Source organism: Bacillus sp. ms-22 (assembly GCF_009759805.1).
GTDB lineage: Bacteria > Bacillota > Bacilli > Bacillales > Bacillaceae > Bacillus > Bacillus xiamenensis.
This window is the reverse complement of the sequence record NZ_CP046653.1, coordinates 259,942-286,771: the sequence shown is the minus strand read 5'-3', so window position 1 is coordinate 286,771 and position 26,830 is coordinate 259,942. Positions and strand designations below refer to the sequence as shown.

General features: G+C 39.2%; 22 protein-coding genes, 1 pseudogene and 1 riboswitch. Of the genes and pseudogenes, 7 read left to right on the top strand and 16 right to left on the bottom strand.

Annotated elements, in window-relative coordinates:
- Nucleotides 1-59: 59 nt before the first annotated feature.
- Together GPA07_RS01560 and GPA07_RS01555 are read left to right on the top strand one after the other, a co-directional pair.
- Nucleotides 60-266 (top strand): helix-turn-helix transcriptional regulator, encoded by a 207-nt coding sequence (locus GPA07_RS01560; protein ID WP_008359943.1) that lies wholly within the window; start codon nt 60-62, stop codon nt 264-266.
- Entirely contained in the window at nt 263-943 is a 681-nt protein-coding gene (locus tag GPA07_RS01555; protein ID WP_157291918.1) for a DUF3169 family protein, read from the top strand. Before GPA07_RS01560 ends, GPA07_RS01555 begins: the two co-directional genes overlap by 4 nt.
- A 43-nt stretch (nt 944-986) precedes the next feature.
- Here the strand turns inward: GPA07_RS01555 and GPA07_RS01550 are convergent, their stop codons facing one another.
- The gene (locus GPA07_RS01550) at nt 987-2,336 is read right to left on the bottom strand and encodes an amino acid permease (RefSeq protein WP_157291917.1); all 1,350 of its coding nucleotides are present in this window, start codon (nt 2,334-2,336) and stop codon (nt 987-989) included.
- Between the two features lie 162 nt (nt 2,337-2,498).
- Nucleotides 2,499-2,578, bottom strand: a riboswitch (glycine riboswitch).
- Nucleotides 2,579-2,856: 278 nt separating this feature from the next.
- Between GPA07_RS01550 and GPA07_RS01545 the strand changes: the two genes are divergently transcribed.
- From GPA07_RS01545 to GPA07_RS01535, 3 genes are all read left to right on the top strand, one after another.
- Nucleotides 2,857-3,879 carry a LacI family DNA-binding transcriptional regulator gene (locus GPA07_RS01545; protein ID WP_157291916.1) on the top strand — a complete coding sequence of 341 codons (1,023 nt, stop codon included), beginning with the start codon at nt 2,857-2,859 and terminating at the stop codon, nt 3,877-3,879.
- 578 nt (nt 3,880-4,457) lie between these two features.
- Nucleotides 4,458-5,639, top strand: coding sequence for an MFS transporter (locus tag GPA07_RS01540; protein ID WP_008359951.1), 1,182 nt, complete (start codon nt 4,458-4,460; stop codon nt 5,637-5,639).
- A gap of 18 nt (nt 5,640-5,657) precedes the next feature.
- The gene (locus tag GPA07_RS01535) at nt 5,658-6,560 is read left to right on the top strand and encodes a shikimate 5-dehydrogenase (RefSeq protein WP_008359952.1); all 903 of its coding nucleotides are present in this window, start codon (nt 5,658-5,660) and stop codon (nt 6,558-6,560) included.
- Nucleotides 6,561-6,607: 47 nt separating this feature from the next.
- On the opposite strand, the gene GPA07_RS01530 is transcribed toward GPA07_RS01535, so the two are convergent.
- From GPA07_RS01530 to GPA07_RS01495, 8 genes are all read right to left on the bottom strand, one after another.
- Nucleotides 6,608-7,801, bottom strand: coding sequence for an MFS transporter (locus GPA07_RS01530; RefSeq protein WP_008359953.1), 1,194 nt, complete (start codon nt 7,799-7,801; stop codon nt 6,608-6,610).
- A 288-nt stretch (nt 7,802-8,089) separates the two neighbouring features.
- Nucleotides 8,090-8,566 carry a YxiF family protein gene (locus GPA07_RS01525; RefSeq protein WP_157291915.1) on the bottom strand — a complete coding sequence of 159 codons (477 nt, stop codon included), beginning with the start codon at nt 8,564-8,566 and terminating at the stop codon, nt 8,090-8,092.
- Between the two features lie 575 nt (nt 8,567-9,141).
- Nucleotides 9,142-9,699, bottom strand: a complete 558-nt coding sequence (locus GPA07_RS01520; protein WP_232532089.1) for a hypothetical protein — start codon at nt 9,697-9,699, stop codon at nt 9,142-9,144.
- Nucleotides 9,700-9,734: 35 nt separating this feature from the next.
- Complete coding sequence (locus GPA07_RS01515; RefSeq protein WP_157291914.1) at nt 9,735-10,259, bottom strand: DUF2247 family protein; 525 nt, start codon at nt 10,257-10,259, stop codon at nt 9,735-9,737.
- Nucleotides 10,260-10,271: 12 nt separating this feature from the next.
- The gene (locus tag GPA07_RS01510) at nt 10,272-11,828 is read right to left on the bottom strand and encodes a ribonuclease YeeF family protein (protein ID WP_157291913.1); all 1,557 of its coding nucleotides are present in this window, start codon (nt 11,826-11,828) and stop codon (nt 10,272-10,274) included.
- A 240-nt stretch (nt 11,829-12,068) separates the two neighbouring features.
- On the bottom strand, nt 12,069-13,304 hold the full coding sequence (locus tag GPA07_RS01505; protein WP_008347422.1) for a TerD family protein: 1,236 nt from the start codon (nt 13,302-13,304) through the stop codon (nt 12,069-12,071).
- A gap of 373 nt (nt 13,305-13,677) precedes the next feature.
- Nucleotides 13,678-15,117, bottom strand: coding sequence for a 6-phospho-beta-glucosidase BglA (bglA, locus tag GPA07_RS01500; protein ID WP_157293130.1), 1,440 nt, complete (start codon nt 15,115-15,117; stop codon nt 13,678-13,680).
- Nucleotides 15,118-15,126: 9 nt separating this feature from the next.
- A complete protein-coding gene (locus GPA07_RS01495) occupies nt 15,127-17,025 on the bottom strand; it encodes a beta-glucoside-specific PTS transporter subunit IIABC (RefSeq protein WP_157291912.1) in 1,899 nt (632 codons plus the stop codon).
- Nucleotides 17,026-17,180: 155 nt separating this feature from the next.
- On the opposite strand from GPA07_RS01495, the gene GPA07_RS01490 reads away from it, so the two are divergent.
- Nucleotides 17,181-17,891: a GntR family transcriptional regulator gene (locus GPA07_RS01490; protein ID WP_017359955.1), complete on the top strand. Its 711-nt coding sequence runs from the start codon at nt 17,181-17,183 to the stop codon at nt 17,889-17,891.
- A 39-nt stretch (nt 17,892-17,930) separates the two neighbouring features.
- On the opposite strand, the gene GPA07_RS01485 is transcribed toward GPA07_RS01490, so the two are convergent.
- Complete coding sequence (locus GPA07_RS01485; protein ID WP_157291911.1) at nt 17,931-18,494, bottom strand: Imm64 family immunity protein; 564 nt, start codon at nt 18,492-18,494, stop codon at nt 17,931-17,933.
- A gap of 252 nt (nt 18,495-18,746) precedes the next feature.
- On the opposite strand from GPA07_RS01485, the gene GPA07_RS01480 reads away from it, so the two are divergent.
- On the top strand, nt 18,747-19,643 hold the full coding sequence (locus GPA07_RS01480; protein ID WP_157291910.1) for a PhzF family phenazine biosynthesis protein: 897 nt from the start codon (nt 18,747-18,749) through the stop codon (nt 19,641-19,643).
- Between the two features lie 39 nt (nt 19,644-19,682).
- Here the strand turns inward: GPA07_RS01480 and GPA07_RS01475 are convergent, their stop codons facing one another.
- The 6 genes and pseudogenes from GPA07_RS01475 to GPA07_RS01450 all read right to left on the bottom strand — a co-directional run bounded on the left by GPA07_RS01475 (nt 19,683) and on the right by GPA07_RS01450 (nt 26,707).
- Nucleotides 19,683-20,543, bottom strand: a complete 861-nt coding sequence (locus GPA07_RS01475) for a LysR family transcriptional regulator (RefSeq protein WP_157291909.1) — start codon at nt 20,541-20,543, stop codon at nt 19,683-19,685.
- 13 nt (nt 20,544-20,556) lie between these two features.
- Nucleotides 20,557-21,063, bottom strand: a complete 507-nt coding sequence (locus tag GPA07_RS01470; protein ID WP_025208302.1) for a hypothetical protein — start codon at nt 21,061-21,063, stop codon at nt 20,557-20,559.
- 15 nt (nt 21,064-21,078) lie between these two features.
- Nucleotides 21,079-21,585, bottom strand: coding sequence for an LURP-one-related/scramblase family protein (locus tag GPA07_RS01465; protein ID WP_157291908.1), 507 nt, complete (start codon nt 21,583-21,585; stop codon nt 21,079-21,081).
- Between the two features lie 318 nt (nt 21,586-21,903).
- A pseudogene (locus GPA07_RS01460) lies at nt 21,904-22,711 on the bottom strand (MBL fold metallo-hydrolase).
- Nucleotides 22,712-22,809: 98 nt separating this feature from the next.
- Complete coding sequence (locus GPA07_RS01455) at nt 22,810-24,639, bottom strand: hypothetical protein (protein WP_157291907.1); 1,830 nt, start codon at nt 24,637-24,639, stop codon at nt 22,810-22,812.
- A gap of 184 nt (nt 24,640-24,823) precedes the next feature.
- A complete protein-coding gene (locus tag GPA07_RS01450) occupies nt 24,824-26,707 on the bottom strand; it encodes a 3'-5' exonuclease (protein WP_157291906.1) in 1,884 nt (627 codons plus the stop codon).
- Nucleotides 26,708-26,830: the final 123 nt, after the last annotated feature.

Genomic DNA, 26,830 nt, shown 5'->3' with positions numbered 1-26,830 from the left:
AAAATGAATATGATACTTTACAATTAGGAGAAGATTTTAATCAGAGCTGAGGTGACAGAATGAAAAATCGTCTAAAAGAGCTGCGGGCACGTGATGGTTTAAATCAGACTGAGCTTGCGAAACGAGCAAAGGTTTCCCGCCAGACCATTAGCTTAATGGAACGAGATGAATTGATGCCGTCTCTCTTACTTGCTATGAGGCTTTCTCGTATTTTTCAGGAACCCATTGAACGTATTTTTCTATTTGAGGAGGATGAACTCACATGAAAACCATATACAAAATGTTGTTAGGTGCTCTCCTTGGTTTTCTCGGTGCTTACTGTTTGCTGGCAGCCGAATTTGAGATGACACTTCTTGCTGCTGCATTTGAAGCGACTCTTGTCATGACTGGATTGACTATCCTATTGATCATTTATTGTGTTTCAGGCATTTCACGTATGAAGAAAAGAGTATCACTTTCGGTATCTGGTGATGAGGAGGATGAACTGGAAGCAAAACAGTATCGAACTTTTACTGATGTAACGTTAGCTAATACGGTGAGTACCATTTTATCCATTATTGCCATTGGTATGGCCATCGTGACTGAGCAGCCACTCTGGCTTATTCTTATCAATGCCGCTTTGTTTATCATCACCATTATCAGTTCGTATGTTGCGCTCTCTGTTCTAAAACTCGTCTACCCTAATCGTCCTCTGCCAAGTCCATCCGATAAGGATTATGGCAAAAAGCTACTCGCCATTTCTGATGAAGGGGAAAAACATGTGATGCTGGATGGGCTATTTCACACCCATCAAATGATGAATATTTTATTGACCGGTGCCATGTTTATTTTGATTGTGTATTCTCTTGGAGCCAATCACTCTCAGCTCTTTTCGATCATCATCATTGGACTCGTTCTGATCATTTTGAATGCACATTATATGTTGAAAATTAGAAATCGGTAAATAGATCAAGCACAGCCACTGGAGAAGGCTGTGCTTTTTTCGTTCATGATGCTGATCGACGTTTCTTTCGTGCATAAATCAAAAATAAGAACCCAAACCATACTGGTGTCAATAACAGCGCTGGGCGTGTTGCGTCAGCGAAGAGCATGATCACGAGAATGGCTGCAAAAAGCACCAGAACAACAATATTCACAAAAGGTGTAAATGGCGCTTTAAAGGTAGACGCCTTATGCAGTTCGGGACGTGTTTTTTTATATTTCAGGTGACATATTAAAATAATACTCCATACCCAAATGAAACAAATCGCACTGATCGTTGTCACAATTCCAAAAGCTTGTTCTGGAATCAGCTTGCTTAAAAGAGCCCCTACAGACACGACGATCGTTGAAACAAACAGTGCATTACTTGGGACAGCATGCTTATTCAAACGGCCAAAGGAAGCCGGTCCCTGCTTTTGGTGACTGAGATTATACAAAATTCGGCTCGTTGAGAACATACCGCTATTACAAGCGGAAGCCGCAGACGTCAGGACGACAAAATTAATGATCCCCGCTGCTACTGGTATACCAATGAGTCCAAAGGTTTTCACAAAAGGACTTTCTGATGCACCAAGCTCGGTCCATGGGTTGATACATAATAAAACAAAGATCGCACCCACATAGAAAAAGAGAATTCTTAATGGAATTTTATTAATCGCAGATGGGATATTTTTTTGAGGATTCGCCGTTTCTGCTGCGGATACACCGACAAGTTCCACTCCCACATACGCAAAAATCACCATTTGGAATGACAGTAAGAAGCCTGTGACACCATGTGGAAATAACCCGCCGTGTGACCAAAGATTTGTGACCGTCACAGGTCCAGCATCTGTTTGAAAACCAATGATTAACAGGACCATTCCAACACCAATTAACAGTAGAATCGTCATCACTTTAATCAGTGCAAACCAAAATTCCATTTCTCCAAAAAGCTTCACCGTTAGTAAATTAAACCCTAGTAAAATCAATAAACAAATAATGGCGGGAATCCACTGCGGAATGTCAAACCAATACTGCACATATACCCCGACCGCAATGACATCAGCCATCGCTGTCATTATCCAGCAAAACCAATACGTCCACCCTGTCACAAAGGAAGCCCATGGGCCAAGATAGTCCTCTGCAATATCCGTTAAGGATTGATAGCCCGTCTTCGATAAGAGCAATTCTCCAAGTGCCCTCATGACAAAAAAGATAGCCATTCCGACAATTAAATAGGCAAAAATGATTGACGGTCCTGCCAATTGAATCGCCTTTCCAGAGCCTAAAAACAGCCCTGTTCCGATGGTTCCGCCAATTGCAATCAACTGTACATGGCGGTTTGATAAATCTCGTTTTAACTCTTGCTGTGCCAATGTCAACGCCCTCCTACGACACGATCCTATACTGAAATAATGAACGCTCAAAAAGTCCATAAAAAAAGAGATTGGATGCGCTCCAATCTCATGGTCATAAAAGAATAGCAAAATAGAGAAAAGCAATACATGGCAACATCCATGCATCACAAATACAATATTTCGTACTCTTCTGTCCTTTTGCCTGAGATTGTGAACCCTTCGGCGCCGCACATACATGCGGTCTCTCCAGAAGCTGCTCCTGCCATAGTGTGACCCATAGCAATCATAGCTTTCGATATTTACTTAAAATGTTTCTATATCTGAATAATTTTATATTTTACGCCTCTAGAAGAAAGCTGTCAATGGTCATCTTTTTAAACTTTTATCCCCCCTATTTGACAATGCAATATGACATCACTTCATCAACACCCCCTGATTAAGGTATAATAAAACTAAGAATGTTCGGCTCGTTTGATGGAGAAATCCATCTTGATCATGAACCAAAGGTAGGCAATTCATTGAAGTTGGTGAAGATAAAATGAAAAAAATGAACAAGCAGCGTGTCACATTACAGGAAGTCGCCCGGCGTGCCGGTGTATCGACTTCAACGGCCTCACTCGTTGTTCGCAACAACCCTAGAATCTCAGAAGCAACTCGAAAAAAAGTGCTGCAATCCATGGAAGATTTAGGGTACGTGTATGATCGCGTCGCCGCCAACATGCGGTCAAAAAGCTCAAATATTGTCGGTGTGATCGTTACAGATATTTCAAACACCTTTATTTCTGAATTTTTAATCGGCGTGCAAACCACACTTGAATCACTTGGCTATACCGTTTTGCTTGGGACAACCTTTGACAGTGTCGATAAACAGGAACGGCTCATTTCCACCATGGTAGAGCACCGAGTTGGCGGAATCATCTTAAATCCCGCTTCGAAAAGCTCTACACGGACGGTCAAACAGTTAAACAACATACGCACCCCAAAAGTACTGGCAAACCGTGAATTAGCGGATGTCCATTGTGATTATGTCGGCGCTGATTATGAACAAGGTACTTGGATGGCAGTACATCACCTGCTTCAAAAAGGACATCGACGCATTGCCTTCTTAGGCGGAATCAAGTCCTCATCGACTTGGATTGAACGAATGAAAGGTTTCCAAAGAGCCCATGACGAGGAATGCATAACAATTGATGAATCTCTTATTATCGATATCGAACCTACCCGTGAAGGCGGGAAAGAAGCACTTGCCCAAGTCATGGATCAGCCCAATCCGCCTACTGCTATTTTTTGTTTTAGCGACTTAGTCGCATTTGGGGTCATTCAAGAATTGTCAGCACGCGATATCAAGCCTGGTGAAGACATCGACGTTGTTGGATTTGATAATATTCCTGAAGCGGAGATGTATCACCCACCGCTCACCACTGTCTCATCATTCCCGCGATCCATCGGGGTAAAAGCAGCGAACCTTTTATATCATAAAATGAACGGGCAGGATGAAGAGTTCCAGCGATTGATCTTAAAGCCACAACTTCATATTAGAGAAACATCTACATCCTCATGAATAGAAAAAGGGCTAAAATGAATGTTGATTTTAGCCCTTTTTTTCGCATCAGCGTGACCTGAAAACCTTTGAAGTCAAGGAAGGACGAGCATTGGTACACAGAACTGCCACCAAATGTGAGGATTTGTCTACACAAAGAAAGGAGAATGGCTTCGCAATTCTTCTTTTTTTTATTGACCAAGTCAACTATTTCTTTGTTACATTTTTCTTTTTTTAAATCACAAAGTCATAAACTTGACACATTTTAAACGCAGGAGTATATTTATCTCGTTGCTTCTTTTAGTATATCGTTATACTTATTTGGACATATCATTATTTTTTAGTAACGACGGTTGAAAATGAAGTTTTTTGATTCTGATCAAGTCATGAAATGCCATTTTATTATCATAACTGTTATCATTTTTTATATTCTAGTAGAACGATGTACTTATTTGAAAAACAGATGAATATTCATTATTTTTTCATTAATCACACAAGGGGTGTTGTGATGGCCTTAATATTATTTACTTTTAAGGAAATAACAAAGGATAACAAAGAAAATTTGACCCTCAAAGGGTTTCAAATATAGGAGTGGGAACATGAAAAATCCATATATTAAATCATCACTTGGCATGTATTTAAACTATTTCATGCTAGGCATGATCAACATTATTGTCGCATCAAACATGGAAAGCTTATCTGAACGCTACCATGTGGATATTCCGAAAATCAGCTTGCTTGTATCGGCAATCGGAATTGGGAAACTGCTTGCTCTCTTTTTCTCTGGCCGGCTGGCAGACAGCTGGGGACGTAAACCCGTCATTATTACAGGAAACTTTCTATACTTATTATTCTTAATTGGGATTCCAACGACTACCAATTATACATTAGCTTTTATCTTTGCGATTTCCGCAGGGATTGCAAACTCATTGCTTGATTCAGGGACATATCCTGCTCTGACAGAATCATTTCCTAAAAAAGCAAGTTCAGCTTCTGTATTAGTAAAAGCATCCGTTTCAATCGGTGCAACTGTTCTTCCATTTATCTTGGCATTCCTTGTTGCACATGATATCTTCTGGGGCTGGGCATTCTTTGGACTAGGACTTCTTTATTTACTTGTAGGAATTTACTTGCTCTTTATGCCGTTCCCAAATCACAAGCAAGCTGTTTCTCAAAATAACCTTCCAGTACAGGAGCAGATGAAGGCAGAACCTAAAATGTTTGGTGAAGGCTTAGCTGTTGTACTCATGGGTTTCACATCTACTGCATTGTTTGTGGTATGGCAGACGTGGCTTCCACAGCTCGGGTTAAAATTGATTGGGCTTGGCACTGGACAAGCAACACAGCTTCTTTCTTATTTTAGTATTGGTGCACTTGTGTCTGTTCTATTGCTTTCAATCGTACTAGATAAATATATTTCGCCGATTATGGTTGCCATTATTTACCCAATTGGGGCATTCCTTGCCATGCTTTCACTATTTCAAATCGAAACGTACGGTATTGTCATTGTGAGTACCTTTTTCTTAGGATTATTTACAGCAGGGATCTTCCAACTGTCTATGAGTATTATGATGAAATTATTCCCTACAAACAAAGCAACGGCTTCATCATACGTCAACATTGCGGCAAGCTCAGCGTTTATTCTTGTTCCGCTGATTACTAGCGGACTCGTCAGCACGTACGATATTAAAATGACTTTATTCTTCGATATGATCATTGCGGTCATTAGCGTATTGTTAGCAGTCTTTGTTCTAGGACGTATGAAAAAATTGTTTAGATAATTAAAGGAGATGTCAATTATGACAAACATACATGAACGTAATATTGATGGAAAAACAAAATTAGTCGGTCTTCTTGCGACACCAATCGGACACAGCCTGTCACCACGGATGCACAACCTTGGCTATACATTAACAGGGATCAACTATGCTTACCTAGCCTTTGAAGTAGGAAATGATGAGCTAGAAGCAGCTGTAAACGGAATGAAAGCGATGGGTGCAGCTGGATTTAACGTATCGATGCCTAACAAAATGAAAGTATTGGATTACTTAGATGAACTAGATGATTCTGCGAAATATACACGTGCAAGCAACACGGTTGTGAACAAAGATGGTAAGCTGGTTGGCTACAACACAGATGGTCTTGGTTACGTGAGAAACTTGATTGAACATGGCGTTGAACTAACTGGACAAAAGGTTACACTCGTTGGCTCAGGCGGCGCCGCAACACCGATTGCCATTCAGCTTGCACAATCAGGTATTCGTGAAATTAGTATTTTTGCTCGTAATGATCAATACTTTGTTCAAGCAGAAGAAAATGCAAATTACATCAACAACGAAATGAAATCATTTGGTGTCAAAGCTAACCTTTTCCCACTTGAAGACAAAGACGCTTTCCGTCGTGAAGTAGCTGAAAGTGCGATCTTAGCGAATGGAACAAGCCTTGGCATGAAACCATTAGATGAGCTCAGCATCATTGATGATACACTTGATGTACTGCGTAAAGACTTAATCGTGACAGATGTCGTTTACAACCCGCAAAAAACAAAGCTTCTTGCTCAAGCACAGGAAGCTGGCGCCAAAACGATTAACGGTCTTGGCATGATGCTATGGCAAGGTGCTCTTGCATACAAACTCTTTACTGGAGAAGATATGCCAGTTGAGCAAGTGAAACAGATTCTGTTTGAAAACGACCGTTTCTAAACGAAACATATAAAAAAGACGACCTCCTTCTTAGGAAGTCGTCTTTTTTATTCATGTATCATGATACGACGGTAGCGATACAGAATGTACATTGCCCCGATAATAGCGGCAACCGCCACAACAGCATCAAACATAAAGATCTGTAATATGGTCGAATGGCTTTCGATTAAACCAGTTACGACTGGGATGACGATGGCCGACACCCCGCCTGCTGTTGAGATAATCCCTGTCATCGTTCCTTTGTTCTTCCAGAAGAACTCAGCCATCACCGTTAACGTCAGCTGAAAGACACCCGCAGTTGAAAAGCCAAGTACAAATGCATTAACGGTCCCTATGACTGGAGACTTCACGACCAATAGCACACAGATGGAGACAAGTGTAATGATCGGATAGACAAGTAGCACTGTCACCGGACGAACAATGCGGCGCAAAAGAAATGTGAGCAATAACACAGACAGCAAACCACCCATGCTATAGTAACTAAGCAGCTTCACAGCACTGCCAGAAGCCATCCCCAATATTTCCTCACCGTACGTAGGAAGCCAAATTTGCGGCAAGGCGTAGAGACCATTTGACGTAAAGCTGATCACAATGAGTGCGATCCCTTCCCTCCAAAACGTAGGCTCTGACGAGAAACGCGGCAGCTCCTCATGCTCCATCACCTGGACTTGCTCCACTTTGCGATGATTGGGAAATGGCAATGTCCACAGCATCAAAACATTCACAAGATAGATAAAAGCAGGAACAAAAAACGCAATCCCGTAAAACAAATCATGCTCCGCTAAAAAGAAAATAGCCAGTGGCAGGATGGTCGCCCCAATCGAAATAAAAGCCTTCACCATCACATTCGCAGATCCCGAGTTTTGCGGAAAAGCCTCCATTAACGCTGGGTACGTTCCTGCATCCATTGCCGAATTCGCCACCCCTGCCAAAATCGCAAACGCAAAGGCGATTTGATAATTTGGAGACAATGGGATTCCAATGAGGAACACCGCCATCAGCACACCTGAAACCAAAATCACCGGCTTTCGCCCAAAACGATCTGACAGCACACCTGAAAGACCATACGTGAGCACCCTGCCAATGCCAAGTGCGGATATCATATAACTAACCCCTGCACTATCGGTATTTAATTGTTTGATTAAAAACGGCATATTCGAAGCCAAAATAATATTGACCATACCTAATAAAAAATAATTGATATAAAGACTAGAAGCCGTTCTCAAATACGGATTCCTCATACTGACACACCCCTCAACACCATTGCAATGAAGTGACAAATAATGGCTTTGCTTACAAGATCTCATGCGTGAGGAGGAACAGCTTCACAACCTTCACATGCAAACATCTCATCATCTCATGCAGCTCACAGCTTACATGCCCTTCATTTATCAAGCATTTCTTCAAATTTTCACTAGGTCTTATTTTATATGAATGTGAAAGGTAATGATAGTGAATTGCTTAAATTTGAGGGAAATGGTGATAGAGAAAAATCCCTGTCATTTTTTGAAATGAAGCTTGATCTAAACTCACATTCCCCAAAAACTAAACTCATAAAAATATTCTGTACGCTCTATGCATAATCCAAAATGAAAATCCTCTGCTATTAAAATGAAATCTCCGTATCCACTTAAAAATTTGGTTTGCTCAAGAAGTTGATTTAAATGATGAAACACTTCATCCACATTCACTAAAAGCGCTTCAATTTCATGATCTCGGAAAAAAAACAATCTCCCTTGTTTAGGAGTTTCTTTTATCCTCCCGACCATTTCATTTAACATTTGTGTAGACTTTTCAATATGCTCTAGATAGTTGTCTCCATGTATTTGACTTTTATGTTCTCTCGATTGCAGGAAAGTAAATACCTTCTGACAAAAAAATTGATTCTCTTCGACCTCCAAAAAAGGGGGTTCTGGAAGTGTCATATAGCTTAATTCGTTTATTAAGTGCTTTCTTCTGCTTTTTCTTTTTAAGGTTTCGATTTTTATTTTTTGGTTTTTATTCATATTAGCCAGTTCAACATCTCCTTTCCATTTTGTATTTATCCTTACGATAAATACCTTATTAGATAATTAATTAATTTGTTAAAATGCATCTTCATTCATAGATGCGAACAACTCACAACAGACTTGCAGCTAACCTTCCATTATAAGCTAGGAATTAAGAATATTACACATTATGGGGAGCATCATCGCTTTCATAAACAAGTTGCCCACATCGAATCCTTCCACTCCAATTTAAAATCAGAAGGGTTCTATCATCTTCACCATCTGACAATCACTACACAACGATTTTATAAAATACATATACCAATATTCGAGTTCAATGGAAATGAAACAACCAGTCACCGAAAGAGTTTCGACAACTGGCTGTTTCATACGGTGTTTTGCTCCCAGTCTCACAAAAACGGGAGGGCAAGTCCCAAATGTGGGGATTGTTTAAAATATTACGGATTATTCTCTTTTTGAGATACTATGAATGGCTTTGTATTCGCTCCTGTATTTTCTGGGTATGATCTTGATTTAAAATCATTGCCAATTCGGCCTCATTTAGAACAGATCCCCATCTAAAGATAATTTCACTATTCAAACCATACTTCAAAAAAAAGCGCTTGATAATCTACTTCATGACTATTCTGATCCAATCCTGAGTAAAACAAATCTTTTATAGATTCCTCTGAGAGCATAGAATCCCTTCTACTGGCAATCATGAAACTAGATTGATACTGATCCATTATTCGCAATGCCTTATCTAAATCAGGTTGAGGTACTTTGGCCATACTGACATAAAATTGATTTCTTTGTTCATCTAAAAGTAATTCTGGCCCCTTTTCAAAACCTGAAGTATTTATTTCCGAATCAATCGATTTCCATACTTTTCGGAATCTCTCTATTCGCGAATGTACATCAGTTACTTTCTTACTCAGAAAGATATAAAAATGGTAATTAGTTAATTGACCGTTAAAAATTTCGATTAGTTCATTTTGACAATAACTTTGAAAAGTCTTAATTCCACCATCATCTAAAAAGTGATATCCATTAATACTATATACACTTAACTGTTTAAGTTCATTTATTTTTTGATCTAACCACTTATAGTAGTTTGTAACTTTTTGTTCGAATTCAAGTTTTATTTTCATTAGTCACCTTTAATCAGTAATTAAAATTGCCCGAATTAGACAACTGCTTTTTCTTTTTGTAAAAACTCTTCAAAAAAAGATACTAATCTATTTATATTCTCTTCTTTTGAATATAGTAACGGATTATAACCATCTGAAGGAGGCATATAATGAATAAATGGTTCCATATCCTCAGGGTAACCAAAATCAGCGTATACTTCACACAATTCATCCAATAACTCTTCAGGTGACTTCTTATTTTTTTCTTTTAAGTGAGACGTTATACCATATCTCCATTTCCTTTTTTCAATGTCCCATTGGCTAGATTCTTCTTCTATCAAATCATTGTATAATTCTACTAATATCATTTGGAGTTTTCTATAATCCTCATCTGGATCGCCAGCACCCCAAGCTAATTCTAGGATTAAAGAATTTTCACATTCAGTATGATTAGATAAGTATTCCACTGCATACTTGCTTATTTCTTTGTATGAGATCAAATCTAGCCTAATTCCTACATATATAGTTTTCCAATCATAGTGAATATTATATGTTTTTAAGACCTCTATAGAATATTTCATTTCTCTTCATTCCTATCTCTTAGGATTTTGATTGGGCAATCCTGTAATTTCACCTTCTGGAATAAACCTTCTATGAGTAACTCCCTTATTTGGATCGACAATCCACTCAAAAATACCATTTTGATCTTTAACCGAAAACACTCTTTCAATTATTCGCAAATCTTTATTATAAACATCCTTATAGCCATAGTATTTCATACCACCCTCTATTTGATACAGCTTAACCTTTGTTTTATCACCACCGACCAAATCAAACTCTTTAGCCAATGGTGTGTAATTGTCAATTATATCATTGAAACCATGTTGACCATCTGGCTTTTTCAACGCACTCCCGACCCTTTTACTATCTATTACCGGATGTTCAATTTTATCTCCTTTAATCCCCATCTTCCCATGAAATCCTTTCGCTCCAAACGGCAAAAGCATCCCCAAAGCCGCATTCATACTCGCTTCCTGCTGTTCTTTCGAGACTTTATTTCCAAACATGTCTCGACCCGTAATCGCTTCGCTGAAGCCGTTGGTCGCAGTAAGACCGTATAAGCCTTTTTGCGATGTTTTTAAAGCATCAAAGGACTTTTGTGACGTCTTATAGATGTCGACTGCTCTGACTGCGGCGGACGTGGCTTGAGTCGTTTTATAAACGGCTTTACCGCCTTTGAAAATGCGTCCTGCCCAACCGACGATCGGGATGTATCCTGCTGCTGCCATGCCTCCTGCGGCGACTCGCTGTCCTGAGGTGAGTTCTTCACCTGTGATCGGATCGACACCTGTTGCGGCACGTTTTGCATCGTTTACGCCTGTCAGTTCATTGACGATATTTCCTCCGTAATCAAGAGCTTTTTCATACCACGGACGGTTGGCGAGCGCTTCTTGTTTCTTTGCGATCTTGCGGGCTTCTTCTTGATCTTTTTTGATTTTTAGATATTCAGAAGTTTGCTTCTCAATATCGCTTTTTGCCTTGTAGATTTCGCTATTTTGATACGCTTTCTTGTCAAAATTCATAGGAGAAATGGATTTTCCGTCATTTGTGGCATTGATCATTTCTGCGTACAATGCCATTGTAGCCTTCTCCTCAGTCTCTGACAAAGCATATTCATCTTTTAGATTTTGATCAAGTTCTATTAAATCTTTAACCGTTTTCTTCCGTTCATCTTCCGCATCAGCAATCTTTTCGTCAAAAGTTTTACTATCAAATACCTCCAGAGAAATGAGGTCATCAACATCTTGAAAAATCGTTTTGAGTGCCTTTTTTTGATCCTTTACAATACTTTTGGCATTTTTGATTCCCATATGTACAGCGTTGTCTAAAAAGTGTTCTTCTACAAAGGTGTCGCCGCCAAAGTTTGTATCATCAAGTGTCCCAGAAACACCTTCATGAAAGGCTTTTTGTTTATCAATAAAGCTAATAAACATGTCCACATTTCCGGCGAGTTCTTTGTAGAAGCTTTTAATGTTATCGGCACCTTTTCCAGTGAAGTCGTCACCGAGATTGGCAACACCTTGTAATGCCTTTTTTAAATCTATCATTTGTTCGCGGAGTTCCTGATAGTGTTTTGCCCTTGTATCCATGGCACTGGTTAGTGCTTTTGCATCAAGTATCTTGCCCAGAAGAAGCCACTCCCTCCATTATTGATCATAAAGTCTATTTTACCGTGACCTCCAAAACGGAAAAATAGGCTAAATGACATAAAAAATGGAATGGACTCTCTATTCAATTTACCCTCTCATTTGGATAAACGAGTTTATCCATTGTAGAGATATAGAAAAGGCCAGACAGTTCATTATACTCTGTCTAGCCACATGTTCACGTTACTTATAGTCATTGATTGGTCCTTTATCCATCAAAACATCGATCTCATTTGAATATTTCATTTTTAACTTCGGTCTACGCTCAGAGTTTGGTTTACTGTAAAGCTCTAGGGGACGGATGATCACGCCATCATTTGTGTTTTGAAGTATACCTGGAACACAAGAATAAATTCGATCATTGTCATTTGCATGTTTCGCGTGAATCGTGACAGACGTTCCTTGATGATTATCGATACTCATAGACACTCTATATCTATAGAAAGAACCTGTGCCATTTGATTGAGCAGAGTAAACAACGGGTACCACTGCAAGGATATCATCATTTAACCTTAGTTTAATGACTTCTGTTTTCATTGATTCACGATCTCTACCGACATCTCCCATATGCTCAACAGCCCCGTTACCGTAACTTTTGAGAGCGGGAACACCTTTTGCGCCAAACATGGCCACATCTATTTGTTTTCCTGACTTCGTATAGACCAACGCGTAAATATCATAATCGGTTCCAGACTCCCAAGATACTGTAGCCGTGATCTCTGGTGTTTTTTCAATGATGATCGGTTTATGACCTTTGTCTAGACTAATTTTACCTTGAACTTTCTCTAAGCTAATAGGTGCAGCGACTTTCTCTTTAGCGGCTGTGTTTATTGGAGCAGGCTCATTAATTTGTTTTTCAGAAACCATTGGAGGAGATGTAGAAACACCCTGTTCATCAGGTTCAACCTCCACCCCATAAAGCTTGCATAGCCCTTCCAATCCAGAATCGAAGCCACGCCAGATGGATCGTGCTTTCGTTTCACTATTTCTTATGTATAGCTCTACTACGACAATACCCTTTTCATTTGTAAAGCTTACTGGTGTTAGGTATAGCACCTCATCACCTGTTCGAATTTCTGCTTGCAGATTCTTCACATGAGAAAAGCCGATTCCTCGATCCTCTGTTAGTGTAATAGCCATCTTTGTGATTCCGACAGGCACTTTGCTCATATCAAAATTCAATTGATGTCTTTTCAACTGATCTGATATCTCTGCTGGTAAAAGTGTTGCGACACCCGTAGTACTCTCCGGCTGATTGTAAAAAATAATGCCATTATCTCCTTGAACTAGATCTGAATCTGTTAAGAGAAACGCCGTTAAAGAAATATCAATTGCAGATGACACTTCATAACTGATGAATAATTGCCCCTTTGGAGAGTTTAGTACGGTATTGGCACCCATTTGCAGAGTTTGATTCATTTCAACAACTCCTATTCTTTATCTACCATTTATCGTTTTTATAGACCAATTATACCAAATAGTGCAATAGAACCTATTAATATCTTTCTCTCTTTTCATCTCTACAATGATATGAGACAATGCCACCTAAAAACAAACTACTCTCGAAAGGAGAATCAATGTGTATAAAAAAATCATCCCAGCTGTTACAGTGATATTCGGTTTTTGGATTCTTCTTCAATTAGCATTTAGTATCAATGTCTTCCACAATCCAATGAATTATTTTATTGTGATCACTCTCTTTTTTCTTTGTATTCAGGCCACATTGAAGCATAGGAAATAAAAAAACCCGAACAAGCGCATCCCACGCTCATCCGGGCCAGTCATTTCTTTATTACACTTCTTCACCATTCGTTGCGATGACGTTTTGATACCAAGTAAACGAATCTTTTTTAAGACGCTTCATTGAACCATTACCTTCGTTATCGCGGTCAACATAAATCATGCCGTAGCGTTTTTTCATTTCACCGGTTGTGAATGACACGATATCAATGATGCCCCAAGGTGTGTAGCCGATGAGGTCCACACCGTCATATTCAATCGCTTTTTTCAGTGCTTGAATATGAGAAGCGAGATATTGAATTCGCTCTGGGTCATGAATAGAACCGTCTTCTTCCACTTGATCAATGGCCCCAAAGCCATTTTCCACAATGAATAGCGGGATTTGATAGCGATCGTAAAAACGATTCAATGTATACCTTAAACCTGTCGGATCAATGGACCAGCCCCAGTCACTTGATTTGATATACGGATTTTCTACACCATGTGGCAGTGCTCCATTGACAATGTCTCCGTTGTGATCAGATACTGCATCGCTTTTGACCGTTGTTGACATATAATAGCTAAAGCCAAGGTAATCTACTTTTCCTTTTCTTAAACTTTCTTCATCGCCTTCTTCAAATGGAATGTGATAGCCTTCGCGCTCAAATTCTTTTAACGCGTAGCTTGGATAGTAGCCACGCACTTGGACATCTGGGAAGAAATAGCGCTGTCTCATATATTCTTCTGCCAGCATGACATCCTCTGGGTTTGAGGAATATGGATAAATTGGCACGTGGGACACCATCGCTCCAATTTGAAAGGACGGATTGATCTCTTTTCCTTTTGCCACTGCCCATGCACTTGCAAGCAATTCATGATGTCCCGCTTGATACATGACTTCTTTGGCATTTTCGCCTTCTTTGACAGATACCCCTGAATTTGTCCAAAGGAACAACGGGTTGTTGACGTCCATTTTGTTATTGATTTCATTAAATGTCATCCAGTACGTAACCTTGTCCTTGTAACGATTGAAGCATACTTCCGAGAATTTCGCGAAATATTCAGCGACTGTTCTGCTTCGGAATCCGCCGTATTCTCTTGCCAAATGAAGGGGCATTTCAAAGTGAGACAGTGTAATGACAGGCTCGATTCCATGTTTAATCAGCTCATCAAACACATCATCATAAAACTGTAAGCCTGCTTCATTCGGCTCTTCTTCATCCCCTTTAGGGAAAATTCGGCTCCAGCCGATCGATGTTCGCAAGCATTTTAATCCCATTTCAGCAAACATGGCGATATCTTCTTTGTAACGATGGTAGAAATCAATGGCTTCATGGTTTGGATAAAAAGTTCCTTCTTCTATCGTTTCCGTGATCTGTCTTGGGACACCATGAGCACCTGCTGTCATCACATCTACAACACTCGGCCCTTTGCCAGCTGCATTCCATCCACCTTCGAATTGATGAGCGGCTAATGCCCCGCCCCATAAGAAATCTTTTGGTAAAGTCATTATCTATTCCTCCTATTTCACAATTGTCATCATGACGTCAGTTGGCTGACATGTCGAACGTTCCTCTACAATTACATCTTCGTATGCTTGGGTATTGGTAATGATAACAGGTGTGATTATTTGTAATCCTTTGCTTTCAATTGCTTCCTGATCAAATGTCATCAACAAGTCACCCTTTTTCACCTTGTCGCCTTCTTTGATATTGAGTGTAAATGCCGATCCATCTAGAGAGACCGTATCAATTCCTACATGAACAAGTAACTCTACACCAAATTCAGAACGCAGACCAATCGCATGTTTTGTTGGTGCAAGCATGACGACACTGCCATCAAACGGTGCAAACAGTTTGTTATCGGTCGGATGAATGGCAAAGCCTTTCCCCATCGCTCCAGAGCTAAATACGGCATCTGGCACTTCAGATAACGAAAGCACCTTTCCTGTAAGTGGAGCCGTGATCATTTCTTCATTGTTCATAAAAGTATTTGGCGTTTCTCCGTCTTGATCTTTAACAGATGTTTCACCAGCTGACTGCTCTACTGTATCTTCTCCATATCCGAACATTTGAATAAGCACAACTGGTAAAATCAGCGCAATGGCCACACCAATCAAAATACCAATGATAGACGTTGGATAATCTGCACTGATTCCGTTCACAATGGTCAGCGGGCCAGGCAGCCCTGCATATGCAAAGTAATAAGGCGTAAAGAAGCTGGCTACAACGGCACCGACCGCTCCTGAAATACACCCGAAAATAAACGGCTTTTTAAAACGTAAGGTGACACCGTAAATCGCAGGCTCCGTAATACCGAAGAGTCCTGTGATTCCAGCTGAAACCCCAACTTTCCGTGTTTCCCGATTTCTTGCTTTTAAAATAACTCCCAGCACAGCACCGACTTGAGCGATAACAGCGATGGTTTGATATGCCTGAAAAGAGTCACGTCCATATTGTTCAAAGTTCGCAAGTACCATTGGCGTGATGCCCCAGTGAACACCGAAAATCACGAGTACTTGCCAGAAACCGCCGATAATGGCCCCTGCCAGAGCTGGTACATTTTCAGCTAAGACATTGTATCCGTTTGCAATTCCATTTGCACCTGCTGTCGAAAGAGGACCGATTAATAGAATAGTTAACGGAACCATGACGACCATACATAAAAATGGGACAAATAGCGGTTTGACGACTTCATGAATTCGTTTGTTTAAGAATTTTTCTACATATGAAAGAATCCATACTAAGAAAAGCGGTGGCAAGACGGATGATGTATAAACCGTTTCAGATAAAGCAATCCCTAAAAAGGTCACACCTTCCCCTGATGCTACACGTCCAGCAATCTCTGTCCAAGAAGGACTGACAAGCGCAGCTGTACAAGCAACCGCGATATACATATTCGTTTTGAAATGCTTGGCTGCAGTTATCGCAATAAAAATAGGCAGGAACGTAAACGGTGCCCAAGAAATAAAGCTAAACACTTCATAAGTGCCTGTTTTCGAGAAGCTTGGAAATATCAAATTTATTAAGATAAGTGCACCTTGTAAAATACCAGCTGCGGCTAAAATATACACAAATGGCGCGAACACAGCGGACATGGTCGCAATGACCCGATTCAGTATCGTTCCTTTGTTTTCATTCGGCTGATCATCATCCGACGTTTGGAGCTGAACAAGGTTGGAAAAATGCTCATATACCTCACCTACATGCTGACCGATCACAACCTGAAACTGACCACCGTTTTCCACCACTGTAATGACACCAGGCATGGCGTTGACTGCTTCTTTTGCCTTTGGATTAGAACGCTTCAGCACCAAACGCAGCCTCGTGGCGCATCTTGCAGCACTCACCACATTTTCTTCTCCGCCAACTGCTTCTAAGATGTCTTCTGCAAGCTTTTGATAATCCCTCACTTTTGACATATAAAACCCCCCTTTATCACTACTAGTATATGTACATTATAATTATACCGGTACAATTTATCAATACATATATAATTTGAGTTTGCATATCAAAGAGAAATCGGGATGTGCTATAATACAAAGACAATAAATCGTGAAAACAAAGAGGAATGGCTATGTTAAAGTATCAACAAATTGCGAGCGATATTGAAAAATATATTGTCACACATGAGCTGCAGCAAGGAGACAAACTCCCTGTGCTTGAGACGCTCATGAATCAATTTGCTGTGAGCAAAAGTACAATTATCAAATCATTAGATTTACTCGAAAGAAAAGGGATTGTCTATCAGGTGAGGGGCAGCGGCATCTTTGTGAGAAGGCACAGGCGCAAAGGCTATATCAGCCTTTTATCCAACCAAGGGTTCAAAAAAGATTTAGAGGAATTTCAACTGACATCAGAAGTTCTCACGTTAGATACCGTCAAACCGCCAGAAGAAGCTGCGCTGAATTTAAACATTGAACCAGATGAGGATGTTTTCTACCTTAAACGCATTCGTTACATCAATGGACAAACTTTATGTTTAGAAGAGTCCTATTACCGGAAAACCATTATTCCTTACCTCAACACAGAAATTGCAGCCGATTCTGTATTTAAATTTATTAGTGAAGGCCTTGGTCTTAAAGTGGGCTTTTCTGACATGTACCTGCAAGTTGGCAAACTAAACGAAACTGAAGCGAAGCACCTCGGACTTAAACAAGACGATCCTGCTCTTCGTGTCGAAACCGTCTTTCATCTCACTAACGGCCAGCCCTTCGACTTCTCGAAAATCACATATAACTACATGCAATCCCAATTTTTTATTCAGGCGAATAATTATTATGGGTGATGGATGGAAAAAGCCTCCTGAGACATTCAGGAGGCTTTTCTACTGTTCTCTTTTAACCTTTAAATATTTCTTCCCTCTCTCTTGAGTAGTTAGCCCGTCAATGGCAGTATCACCATAAAAAGTGACTAAATAATCCCCTTTACCTATAAGAACAACTGGAAAAACATGATGTTCTTGCAGACTCTTTTCAACATCATCTGGATGAATCTCGACTTCCATTTCATGACCAATGAATGCATACTCAAACGGAAGAGTATGATAAAGTTCTACAAGACACTGTACGATCTCCTGTTGAATACGAACGACATCATGTGAAACAACCTCTGTCCACTTTAAATATAGAACGAATCCCACAAAACCAGCTTCTTTTTGTATGTTCATGGTTGTATGTTTTAGACATGTTCCCTCCAATTCAAATTCTGTATAATAGCCTTCCAAGCAATTGTTTTTGATTTTATTCTCTTTTATATCATGTTCGATCCATGCTTCGCCATTAGCGTCTTGACTAAACTTTACTTTCGTTATTGAAATGCCTTTCTTTGTTAAATAGTCAATCAGTTGGTGGAAAGTGGTTGTTAAATGAATGTCATCATAGAATACCAATCCAATATTGATATATCCTCCTAAAGCGATGCTGACCCCCTCGCTTTCTTTTTGTTTTGTTCAAGCATACTACAAAAAGCAGATTCTCTTTGAACCTGCCTTTTGAACTATCATTATTTTTTTCAGCCTTACCGCCTAGTTGTTTGATATTACATGAACAATTCCAATTCATCACATTCAAAAGATTCATTTTACGAATGCATCCTACACATTTATGATGAACATAACAACATGGTTAGGAGGATTCGTCAGATGAAAGATATTAGGGTGTATCATGTCGATGCGTTTACAACTGAGAAATTTGGAGGTAATGCCGCTGGGGTGGTGTTGGATGGGGATTGGTTAACGGAGGATGAGATGCAGAATATCGCCAAGGAGTTGAACTTACCCGAGTCCGTTTTCTTGCTGCCGGCACATGATGAGAAAGCCGATTATCGAGTGAAATATTTCACTCCAACGGAAGAGGTCAATTTCTGCGGGCATGCGACGGTTGGGTTGACTTGGCTTTTAGCGACGGAGCTAGGGATGGCTAAAGAAAAATCAGGGGTTGTGTTAGAAACAAAGATCGGCCATGTTCCCGTTGTATGGCACGAAGAGAATGGCAAAGTTGTGAATGTCGAGATGACACAGGTCACGCCAAAGACGCAAGATTTTATCATCGATGTAGAAGAGCTTAGTGACATGCTCGGTATAAACAGTGACAGGATTGATCCATCCTATCCTATAAAATTAGCAAACACCGGAAACTGGCATCTTCTGGTTCCGCTGAAACACCAGAATGACATTGATCAAGCAGCACCAAACTTAGCAGCTTTAGGAAAAATGAATAAAGAGCAGAATATCACAACGACTCATCTTTATACGTTTCAATCCACAAAAGACTGTGATCTTTATACAAGGGATTTTGCACCTGGAATTGGCATACCCGAAGATCCTGTAACGGGAGCAGCAAACGGAGCATTAGCCGGATATCTGTATTTGGAAGGGATCATTCCTCAGCAAGAAACCACTCATCTGCGTATTGCTCAAGGTGATGCAATCGGCAGACCAGGATTGCTTCGTATCACGGTCATTCCGAATGAAGCAAAGCCGGTCATTAAAGTAGCAGGTGCAGCGGTTATTACCATTCGTGGGGCGATCACGCTATAAATTGATCAGCTTGAATAGAGACTCTCGTTCAAGCTGAATCTATTTAAAATGATCTTTGACCGTTTCAATCCATCTTTTAGTAGAGGGAGAGGCCGCGTTAAAAGATTTAAACGCCATATTGATTTCGCGATAAACACGGGTCTCAAGTGGAATTACGTTTGCCTGAGGCACCTGAGGCGGCAACATCAACTTTGGAATGATCGTGAGCCCAAGACCTTCCTGAACCATAGAGATGATCGTATTGTTGTCCCCAATCTCAAACAAAACATGGGGTTTTACGCCTCTTTCTTTTAATATTTTCTTAATGAGTTGATCACAGCCCGCTTTTGGCATAATAAATGGTTCATCTTGGAACGAAGCCACTTCCATTACCTTCTTTGTATGGAAACGATGACCCTCTTGCATGAGCACCACCAATTCATCTTGAAACAGTGGAACAGTTTCCAAATCTCTAGATGGCTGTGTTAAAAACCCAAGATCAACTGTGCCAGATGCGATCCACTCTTCAATCTCTTCATAGCCGCCTTCGTATAACTCCAATTGGATATTGGGATAACTTTTCGTAAAACGATGAATCAGCTGCGGAAGCATTTTTGAAGAAAAACTAGAGAACGTGCCGATCTTAATACTCCCCACTTCCATCCCTTGAATCAACGCCGCCTCCTGCTCAAGCAATGACGCATGATGAATGATTTGGCGAATATGGGGCATCACTCGTTCACCTGCATCTGTCAGCGACAGCCCGTTTCGATTCCGATGAAGCAGCACAATCCCAAGCTCTGACTCAAGCTTCGCCATATTATGACTCACCCCAGACTGCGTCAGCCCAAGCTTCTCACCAGCTTTTGTAAAACTGCCGCATTCGACGACTGTTTGAAATACTTTGTATGGGAATGTCATTCGTTTGCTCACCTCACTTTAGATCTTGGCAAAACCTACTGTTAGACATGTCTGTGATTTTTCGATTTAATTGTTGTTCGACCAATTGAAAACATGCCTGCTGAATCCATAAACGTTTAAATGTATAGAGTTGTTCTTTTTCATCGCCATGCATCTCTTCATCTTCTTCTAACTGAAAATCTGTTAATTCGATTTTGTCATGAACATGCATGTGAATAAAAACATGCGCATTGTGAAAATCATGCATATGCTCTACTAAAGCTGAGATATTGGTGATAAAATCATCGAATATATCTTCTGCTAGCGTTTTCTTGAGATCTAGATGGCTGTGCACATCCATTGATATGTAATTATCTCTTTCATCCAGTTCTTCTTGAGTGGCCAGAGGGTTATCATGAATCGTTGCTTTTCTATTTAAATCTGTAATCGAGAAATAAACGATGATGTCTTTATTATCGAGAAATTCATACTCCCATATCTCTGCATCTCTTAATCTTAAAATGCGGGTGAGATTGTCCAACTTTAAACCCTCCAATTAATTATTCATTGTCGTCGACGAAGACCTAGACGCCGCTTCATCCGCTTTCACACAATCAATCGCAACAACCAATGCAATCATCACAGGCTCCATCTCTTCTTTCAAAATATCAACCTTGTAACTATCCCCCCAAGTAAACCATTCCTTCTTCACCTGACCGATCACTTCGCCGCTTTGCAGCACTTGAAAATGCATATCCCACCAGTTACCGTGTACTTCGATTCCTGCAGCATCAATTGAATATTTGGCTTTAAAGAATGTAAACTCTTTTTTGATGGTCAATACCTCTTCTCCACCAACTTCTACTAAAAACTTCGGTAAAAAACTAAACATTTTCTTCGTAATCACAGCGATTTCGTGTCGTTCTGTATTTAGAATGGTGAACGTCTTGGGCATTTTCATAAAGCTTCCCTCGACTACGTACACATCATTCTCCTGCTGATCTTTGACGGTAAACCTGCCGCTGAGACTAAATACTTTCTGTTTCATATAAAGTTGTTTCATCTGTACCTCCGATTAAGTTCAATAAATTGAGCCGTCCTATATCTGATTATACCAAAAAATAGAATGTACAAAAAACAGTGTCAGTCTCAGGTTATAATAGAAATATTAGCGATGATAAAAGGAGAAATAATGAAAAGAAAATGGTCATTTTAGAGCCATCAAACCTACTTGGGATTATGTCATTATTATGAATGCCAAACACATGTCTGTCACAGTACGTGATGAAGAAGATGTTGTAGGTTTGCTATAGTAATGAAAAAATTCCCGTTTGAGCTATTTCTCTCAAACGAGAATTTTTCGTTTAGTTAACTCAATTATTTAATGGCCATTGACAAAGTAAGCAATGGTTTCTAATTTATCTTCTTTCAGTTCTCTTTTTACGTATTTTTCATATTCATTCATAATTTTCTGCTTATCTCCACCACAAAAATCAGTATATTTCGCCATCATCCTCAGCTTGCCTGTTTCCTGACGAAACTCCTCTTTTGTCCACGGCCTTTGGTGTGAAAGAATATACGTTTCGGCATCAAAAGCATCTAACTCATCTAAAAGACGCAAGATTTCTTTCACCGTATAATGTACGTTTTCAGCATACATTTTCGTAAATGCAATCACCAAGAAAATGGATTTTCTCTTCTTTCACATACACGATCACTGAATCTGCGGCATGATCGTCCCCAACATGCTGCACGACGCAAGTGACCCCGCCAAGATCAATCTCCATCCGACGATCAAACGTGACATCCGGTAAAACGACCTGAATATTTCGATGATCCTGATATTCTTCCTTAATGGCCTTCGCACAGAACTCAATCTCCGTTCCTTCCCTCACCCGCTCATCAATCGCCTCATCTGACCAAGAAAACGGAAGAAGCTTCTCCATTTCCTTTCTGGTTTTTGCAGAAGCAATTGTAACCGCATGAGGCAACGCCGGCAGACCAAAAATATGATCCCAATGCCAATGCGTGAGGGCAACCATATCAGGCGTGGGGTTCTCGTGCTTTAAAGTTTTTTGGATGAAATATTCCGCATGATCTTCTGAGTTGCCAGCATCGATCATTAATGTTTTGTTATTGCCTTCGACCATGCCTAGGATGGGGCGGTCGGTTCTTGATACTGGTGTGATTTAGGAGAATGTTTTGCCTATTTTTTTGATTGTGTGCATGGTGTGCCTGCTTTCTAATATTTAAATTTTATACTTTTAGTGCGAAGGTAAACCGAATCCTATTTCTTTAATAAGTATTTGGCTAACTTTCGATCTTCCTTATCCTTTGTCTTCACAGCAATATGTTCAATCAATTCCCTTGTGCCCGCTTGCTGCGAATACAAAGGAGACCATTCTTTTAATACACTTAAAGCATGATACTGTAAATTTCCATCATCTGATCTAAGTGCAGCTTGAATCAATGGTAATCCTACACCTTCGTGTTCATATAAATCTTGCACAATATATTGTAGACAAGCCACTTCATCATCTGAAAGACTTGATAACGATAAATGTGCTTCTGCAAATGTACAAAGCTCTCTAATATGCTGATGATGATTTGTGTCCATCACAGCATAGTATATTTCACTATTTGCCGGGTCTTTCTCAAGTAAAGCAAATAGATGCTCAATGACATCTAAACGATAAAAGAGAGCGATTTCAAGTGCTTGGGAGCTAAAACCCTGGTGTAACGAATCGATTGCAAGCTTTGGCCATCTACTGTCATTGATAAACGGTTGAACAGCTTCCTGGATAGCCTTATAATCGTCCTGTTTCCATGAATCATTCAATCGGTCTTCCCAAATCTCTTGATCATCATTTAAAAACTCATTTATTTTCAATATTGGATAAAAGTCCTCAATTGTTTGGCAGTGTTTATGAGCATGGTGAATAAATCGGCAGAGAACTGAGCTTGCATTTGAATACTCATCGATTCCGTAGATAGAAACCTCATCTTCTAATAATGCTTGAATGATGAGACTCGCTCCATCATATAATTCTTTGGAAATTTCATCTTCAGATAAAGCAATTTCCAGATCACCATTAAGAGCACAAGTATAAGCTAAGTATTCATTCATGATTGTATTTTCGCAGCCCTTTGTTAGGAGCCATCGTTTTATTTCTGGCGTCGATGCTTCCAATTGCTCAACAGCCGAAATCTTCCCCCATCCATCGACGGACTTTGCAAGACGCCAAACATGTTCGTTTCCTTGAATTGTGCCATTCTTCAATGCAAACACGACATAAGAAGTAAATTCTTCATGCATACCTATTGTGAATAAAAGCTCTTTGTATTTTTCACAGTTTGTACATCCCAGTATCATGACTGCAAATTTGACGACCTCCCGATGCGCTGCATGTTCAAGAAGCCATAACGCTTCTTGCTGTACAAGAGACTCATCCCATTGCGTTTGCTGAAATCGTTCAATTAACTCACTGCTGCGGCTCGCCATATTGTTAGAAATGATTTTTTCATATGTTTTTTTTCTAGTTTCGTTTGTAGGATGATTCAGTTGTATTTCAAAAAGCTTCAATAGTTTCTTCACATAAAAAGGGGCAGGTCGTTCATCTACAAAATGATCGGATAAACCTGGAGCCAATCGTGGTTCATTTTCGTCAAATAAAAAGTCTTCATCTGGTAAACGGTCGTCTACTATTTTATGATGTGATTGAATTTGTTGTTGAATAAAGGGAACGATTCTCTCTTTATGATCCCATGGTAGAAGGTCTATCTTCTTTGATTCATCTAAAACTGTTTCGTGATCTACCTTCACCATACAACGAAATCGTACATACCCACCAAGTTTAACGGACACTTTGTGTTTTGTACCATCTTGAAGTTCCAATATCCCTGACAATTTTGAATATGGAATTATATGAGACAATACAGTTTTTCGTTGTTTTTTATCAACTGTCACACCATCAATGATTAGTTGCTCTTCTTTTATTTGGTTTGTAATTTCTATAGAATGCCCTTTATATTCAATTTTCCATGTTTTATTTATTTCTTTTTCTACGTCTTTTATTACGTTACGTATTTCATGTTTAAAGTCGGCTTTGAAATTCATGGAAGTCTCCTTTTAGTAATTGTAGATTGAATATGTGATCGTTCCCAATACCTGCTGTAATCGTTTCTTGAACTAAGTTTTCATTATATATAATACGATATTTATTAAAAAGAGTCTTCTTTTCTTCTTACATGAAAAAAGGTATGAGAAATGAATAATTCCCGCACCTTTTACTTTCAAAATATTATTTATTAAATGTCGGCTCTTTTTTCTTTATATCTTCAAAATACTGAGTAAACGAAGATACGCCTGAATAAGATATTGATAGATACTCTTTAGCACGAGTCATTCCTATATACATTAAAGACACTTCTTTTTCTTGATCCTCTTCATACTTTAATGGCATTAGATCAGCCTTCACAATAAAAACTGAGTGGAAGTCAAGACCTTTACTACTATCGAGAGAACAAATTTTGACTGTCTCTTCCTCTGGATTGAACTTATGTTTGGTTGCACCATTTTCAGTTATCCAATTGTAAGGAATATTCTTTGTTTGAAATTCCGATTGAATCGCTGATATATAATGGTTATTATATCCCTTTATACGATATAAAATGGCCATTTCAGAGTAAGGTATGTTCTTTTCATTATGTTGATCCACTATTTGTTTAGTAATCTCCTCTATTTCTTCTTTAAAGGTATTACATCTTAAAAGCTCTACCTCTGGCCCTTTACGTTTCGTCTTTTTTGGAGGGATGATTTCGATTGTCTCTGTCTGTTCTTGTTTTAATTTAAGATCTAAAGCTCTATGGCTATCGTAAAATTTCCATCCAAAATCCACAATTTGTGACGTATTACGATAATTTATATTTAAGATTCTAGATCTACCTCTAAAATCAAGGCCCGTATCTTTCACATAGCTTCTACTTTTCCGATAGATATCTTGCGCTCTATCTTCTACTAAAAGTAAAGATTGCGTCTCTTGATCTAAGCATAAGCTGATGAGATGCAGCCAGCTCCCTTCAAAGTCCTGCCCTTCATCAATTAAAATGGCATCATACTTTACAGGAGTTAAAGCATCATTTTCTATTTTTTCAATGTAATCATCTATTTCAAGTTCTGAAATACCATGCTCTTTTTTAATCCAGTGATGAAAATTTAATATTTGTATATTATTTAAATTTGGTGTTTTTCTACGATCGGATGTCAGAAAATCATCTGGTCCTGTAAATTTAGAATGAATCATTTGTTTAATATTTTGTTTCAAAGCTACATTGTAACAGAGTATTAATATCTTCCAATTCGGATGTTGTTCTGCTAACATTTTTGCTCGAGTCGCTAAGATTAAGGTTTTACCGCTTCCTGCTACTCCTCTAATTAGCCGATGTTTATCCCCAATCTGTTTAGCCAAGTTTTCTTGATGCAGATCCATCGTTTTGATGTTTCGAAAAGATAATAACAGTTTTTCTTGGTATGGGACTGGTTCAACATCTGCCCCAACGCGTATTTCTTTGTATAGATGATAACGAATCCTTTCTAATTCGTCAGATGATAGTGGTGTATATAACTTGAAAGGCACATGAAACATATCAAACAATTTTTCTATTAAGATCTCAGGATCAAAATGATCATTATCCGGATCAATCTGATCACGCGATAAAATAAAATGTGGATCAATAACCTCATATACTTTATTTTTTAAAAGTTGTTCTTCATGAAGCCTAGTGAAGACGACACCATAACCATAAGGAAACTTTAATTTAAACTGATATTTCCCTTCTGTATTGATTAAATCAATGTCTTTCTCAAGCATATCTTTTATTTTAAAAGCATACTCTCTTGATTGAACTAGGGGACTCTTCACTCTATGTAAATCACCAGAAGAATTTAAAATGCCCCAGGTATTGTCGTTTAGCTCTCTTATTGTATTTTTGGTGTAATCTTTTACTTCTAGAACTAATACTCCTAAATCAGGACCGATTATCACAAAGTCTGGTCTAAACCCATTGATATTAGGCTCATAATGTACAATATACTCTTCGGGTAGATATTCCTTTAATGTTCGAAATAAAATTCGTTCTCCTGCAGTAGCAGTATTTTTAATAGTTTCTGGTAATGTAATTGCCATTTATACTAACACCCCTCTATTATCCTTATACATCATATATCGGAATAATTTGGGTGTTTTAAATGATGTATAATACAATATATAGCTTTTCTTTAGCAAAGAGGGGGTGCTAGTTATAAAATA

Excerpts from the sequence above, each read along its gene's own strand:
- GPA07_RS01560 (WP_008359943.1), top strand. The coding sequence starts at position 60 with ATGAAAAATCGTCTAAAAGAGCTGCGGGCACGTGATGGTTTAAATCAG.
- GPA07_RS01555 (WP_157291918.1), top strand. The coding sequence starts at position 263 with ATGAAAACCATATACAAAATGTTGTTAGGTGCTCTCCTTGGTTTTCTC.
- GPA07_RS01545 (WP_157291916.1), top strand. The coding sequence starts at position 2,857 with ATGAAAAAAATGAACAAGCAGCGTGTCACATTACAGGAAGTCGCCCGG.
- GPA07_RS01540 (WP_008359951.1), top strand. The coding sequence starts at position 4,458 with ATGAAAAATCCATATATTAAATCATCACTTGGCATGTATTTAAACTAT.
- GPA07_RS01535 (WP_008359952.1), top strand. The coding sequence starts at position 5,658 with ATGACAAACATACATGAACGTAATATTGATGGAAAAACAAAATTAGTC.
- GPA07_RS01530 (WP_008359953.1), bottom strand. The coding sequence starts at position 7,801 with ATGAGGAATCCGTATTTGAGAACGGCTTCTAGTCTTTATATCAATTAT.
- GPA07_RS01525 (WP_157291915.1), bottom strand. The coding sequence starts at position 8,566 with ATGAATAAAAACCAAAAAATAAAAATCGAAACCTTAAAAAGAAAAAGC.
- GPA07_RS01520 (WP_232532089.1), bottom strand. The coding sequence starts at position 9,699 with ATGAAAATAAAACTTGAATTCGAACAAAAAGTTACAAACTACTATAAG.
- GPA07_RS01515 (WP_157291914.1), bottom strand. The coding sequence starts at position 10,259 with ATGAAATATTCTATAGAGGTCTTAAAAACATATAATATTCACTATGAT.
- GPA07_RS01510 (WP_157291913.1), bottom strand. The coding sequence starts at position 11,828 with ATGGATACAAGGGCAAAACACTATCAGGAACTCCGCGAACAAATGATA.
- GPA07_RS01505 (WP_008347422.1), bottom strand. The coding sequence starts at position 13,304 with ATGAATCAAACTCTGCAAATGGGTGCCAATACCGTACTAAACTCTCCA.
- GPA07_RS01495 (WP_157291912.1), bottom strand. The coding sequence starts at position 17,025 with ATGTCAAAAGTGAGGGATTATCAAAAGCTTGCAGAAGACATCTTAGAA.
- GPA07_RS01490 (WP_017359955.1), top strand. The coding sequence starts at position 17,181 with ATGTTAAAGTATCAACAAATTGCGAGCGATATTGAAAAATATATTGTC.
- GPA07_RS01480 (WP_157291910.1), top strand. The coding sequence starts at position 18,747 with ATGAAAGATATTAGGGTGTATCATGTCGATGCGTTTACAACTGAGAAA.
- GPA07_RS01475 (WP_157291909.1), bottom strand. The coding sequence starts at position 20,543 with ATGACATTCCCATACAAAGTATTTCAAACAGTCGTCGAATGCGGCAGT.
- GPA07_RS01465 (WP_157291908.1), bottom strand. The coding sequence starts at position 21,585 with ATGAAACAACTTTATATGAAACAGAAAGTATTTAGTCTCAGCGGCAGG.
- GPA07_RS01455 (WP_157291907.1), bottom strand. The coding sequence starts at position 24,639 with ATGAATTTCAAAGCCGACTTTAAACATGAAATACGTAACGTAATAAAA.
- GPA07_RS01450 (WP_157291906.1), bottom strand. The coding sequence starts at position 26,707 with ATGGCAATTACATTACCAGAAACTATTAAAAATACTGCTACTGCAGGA.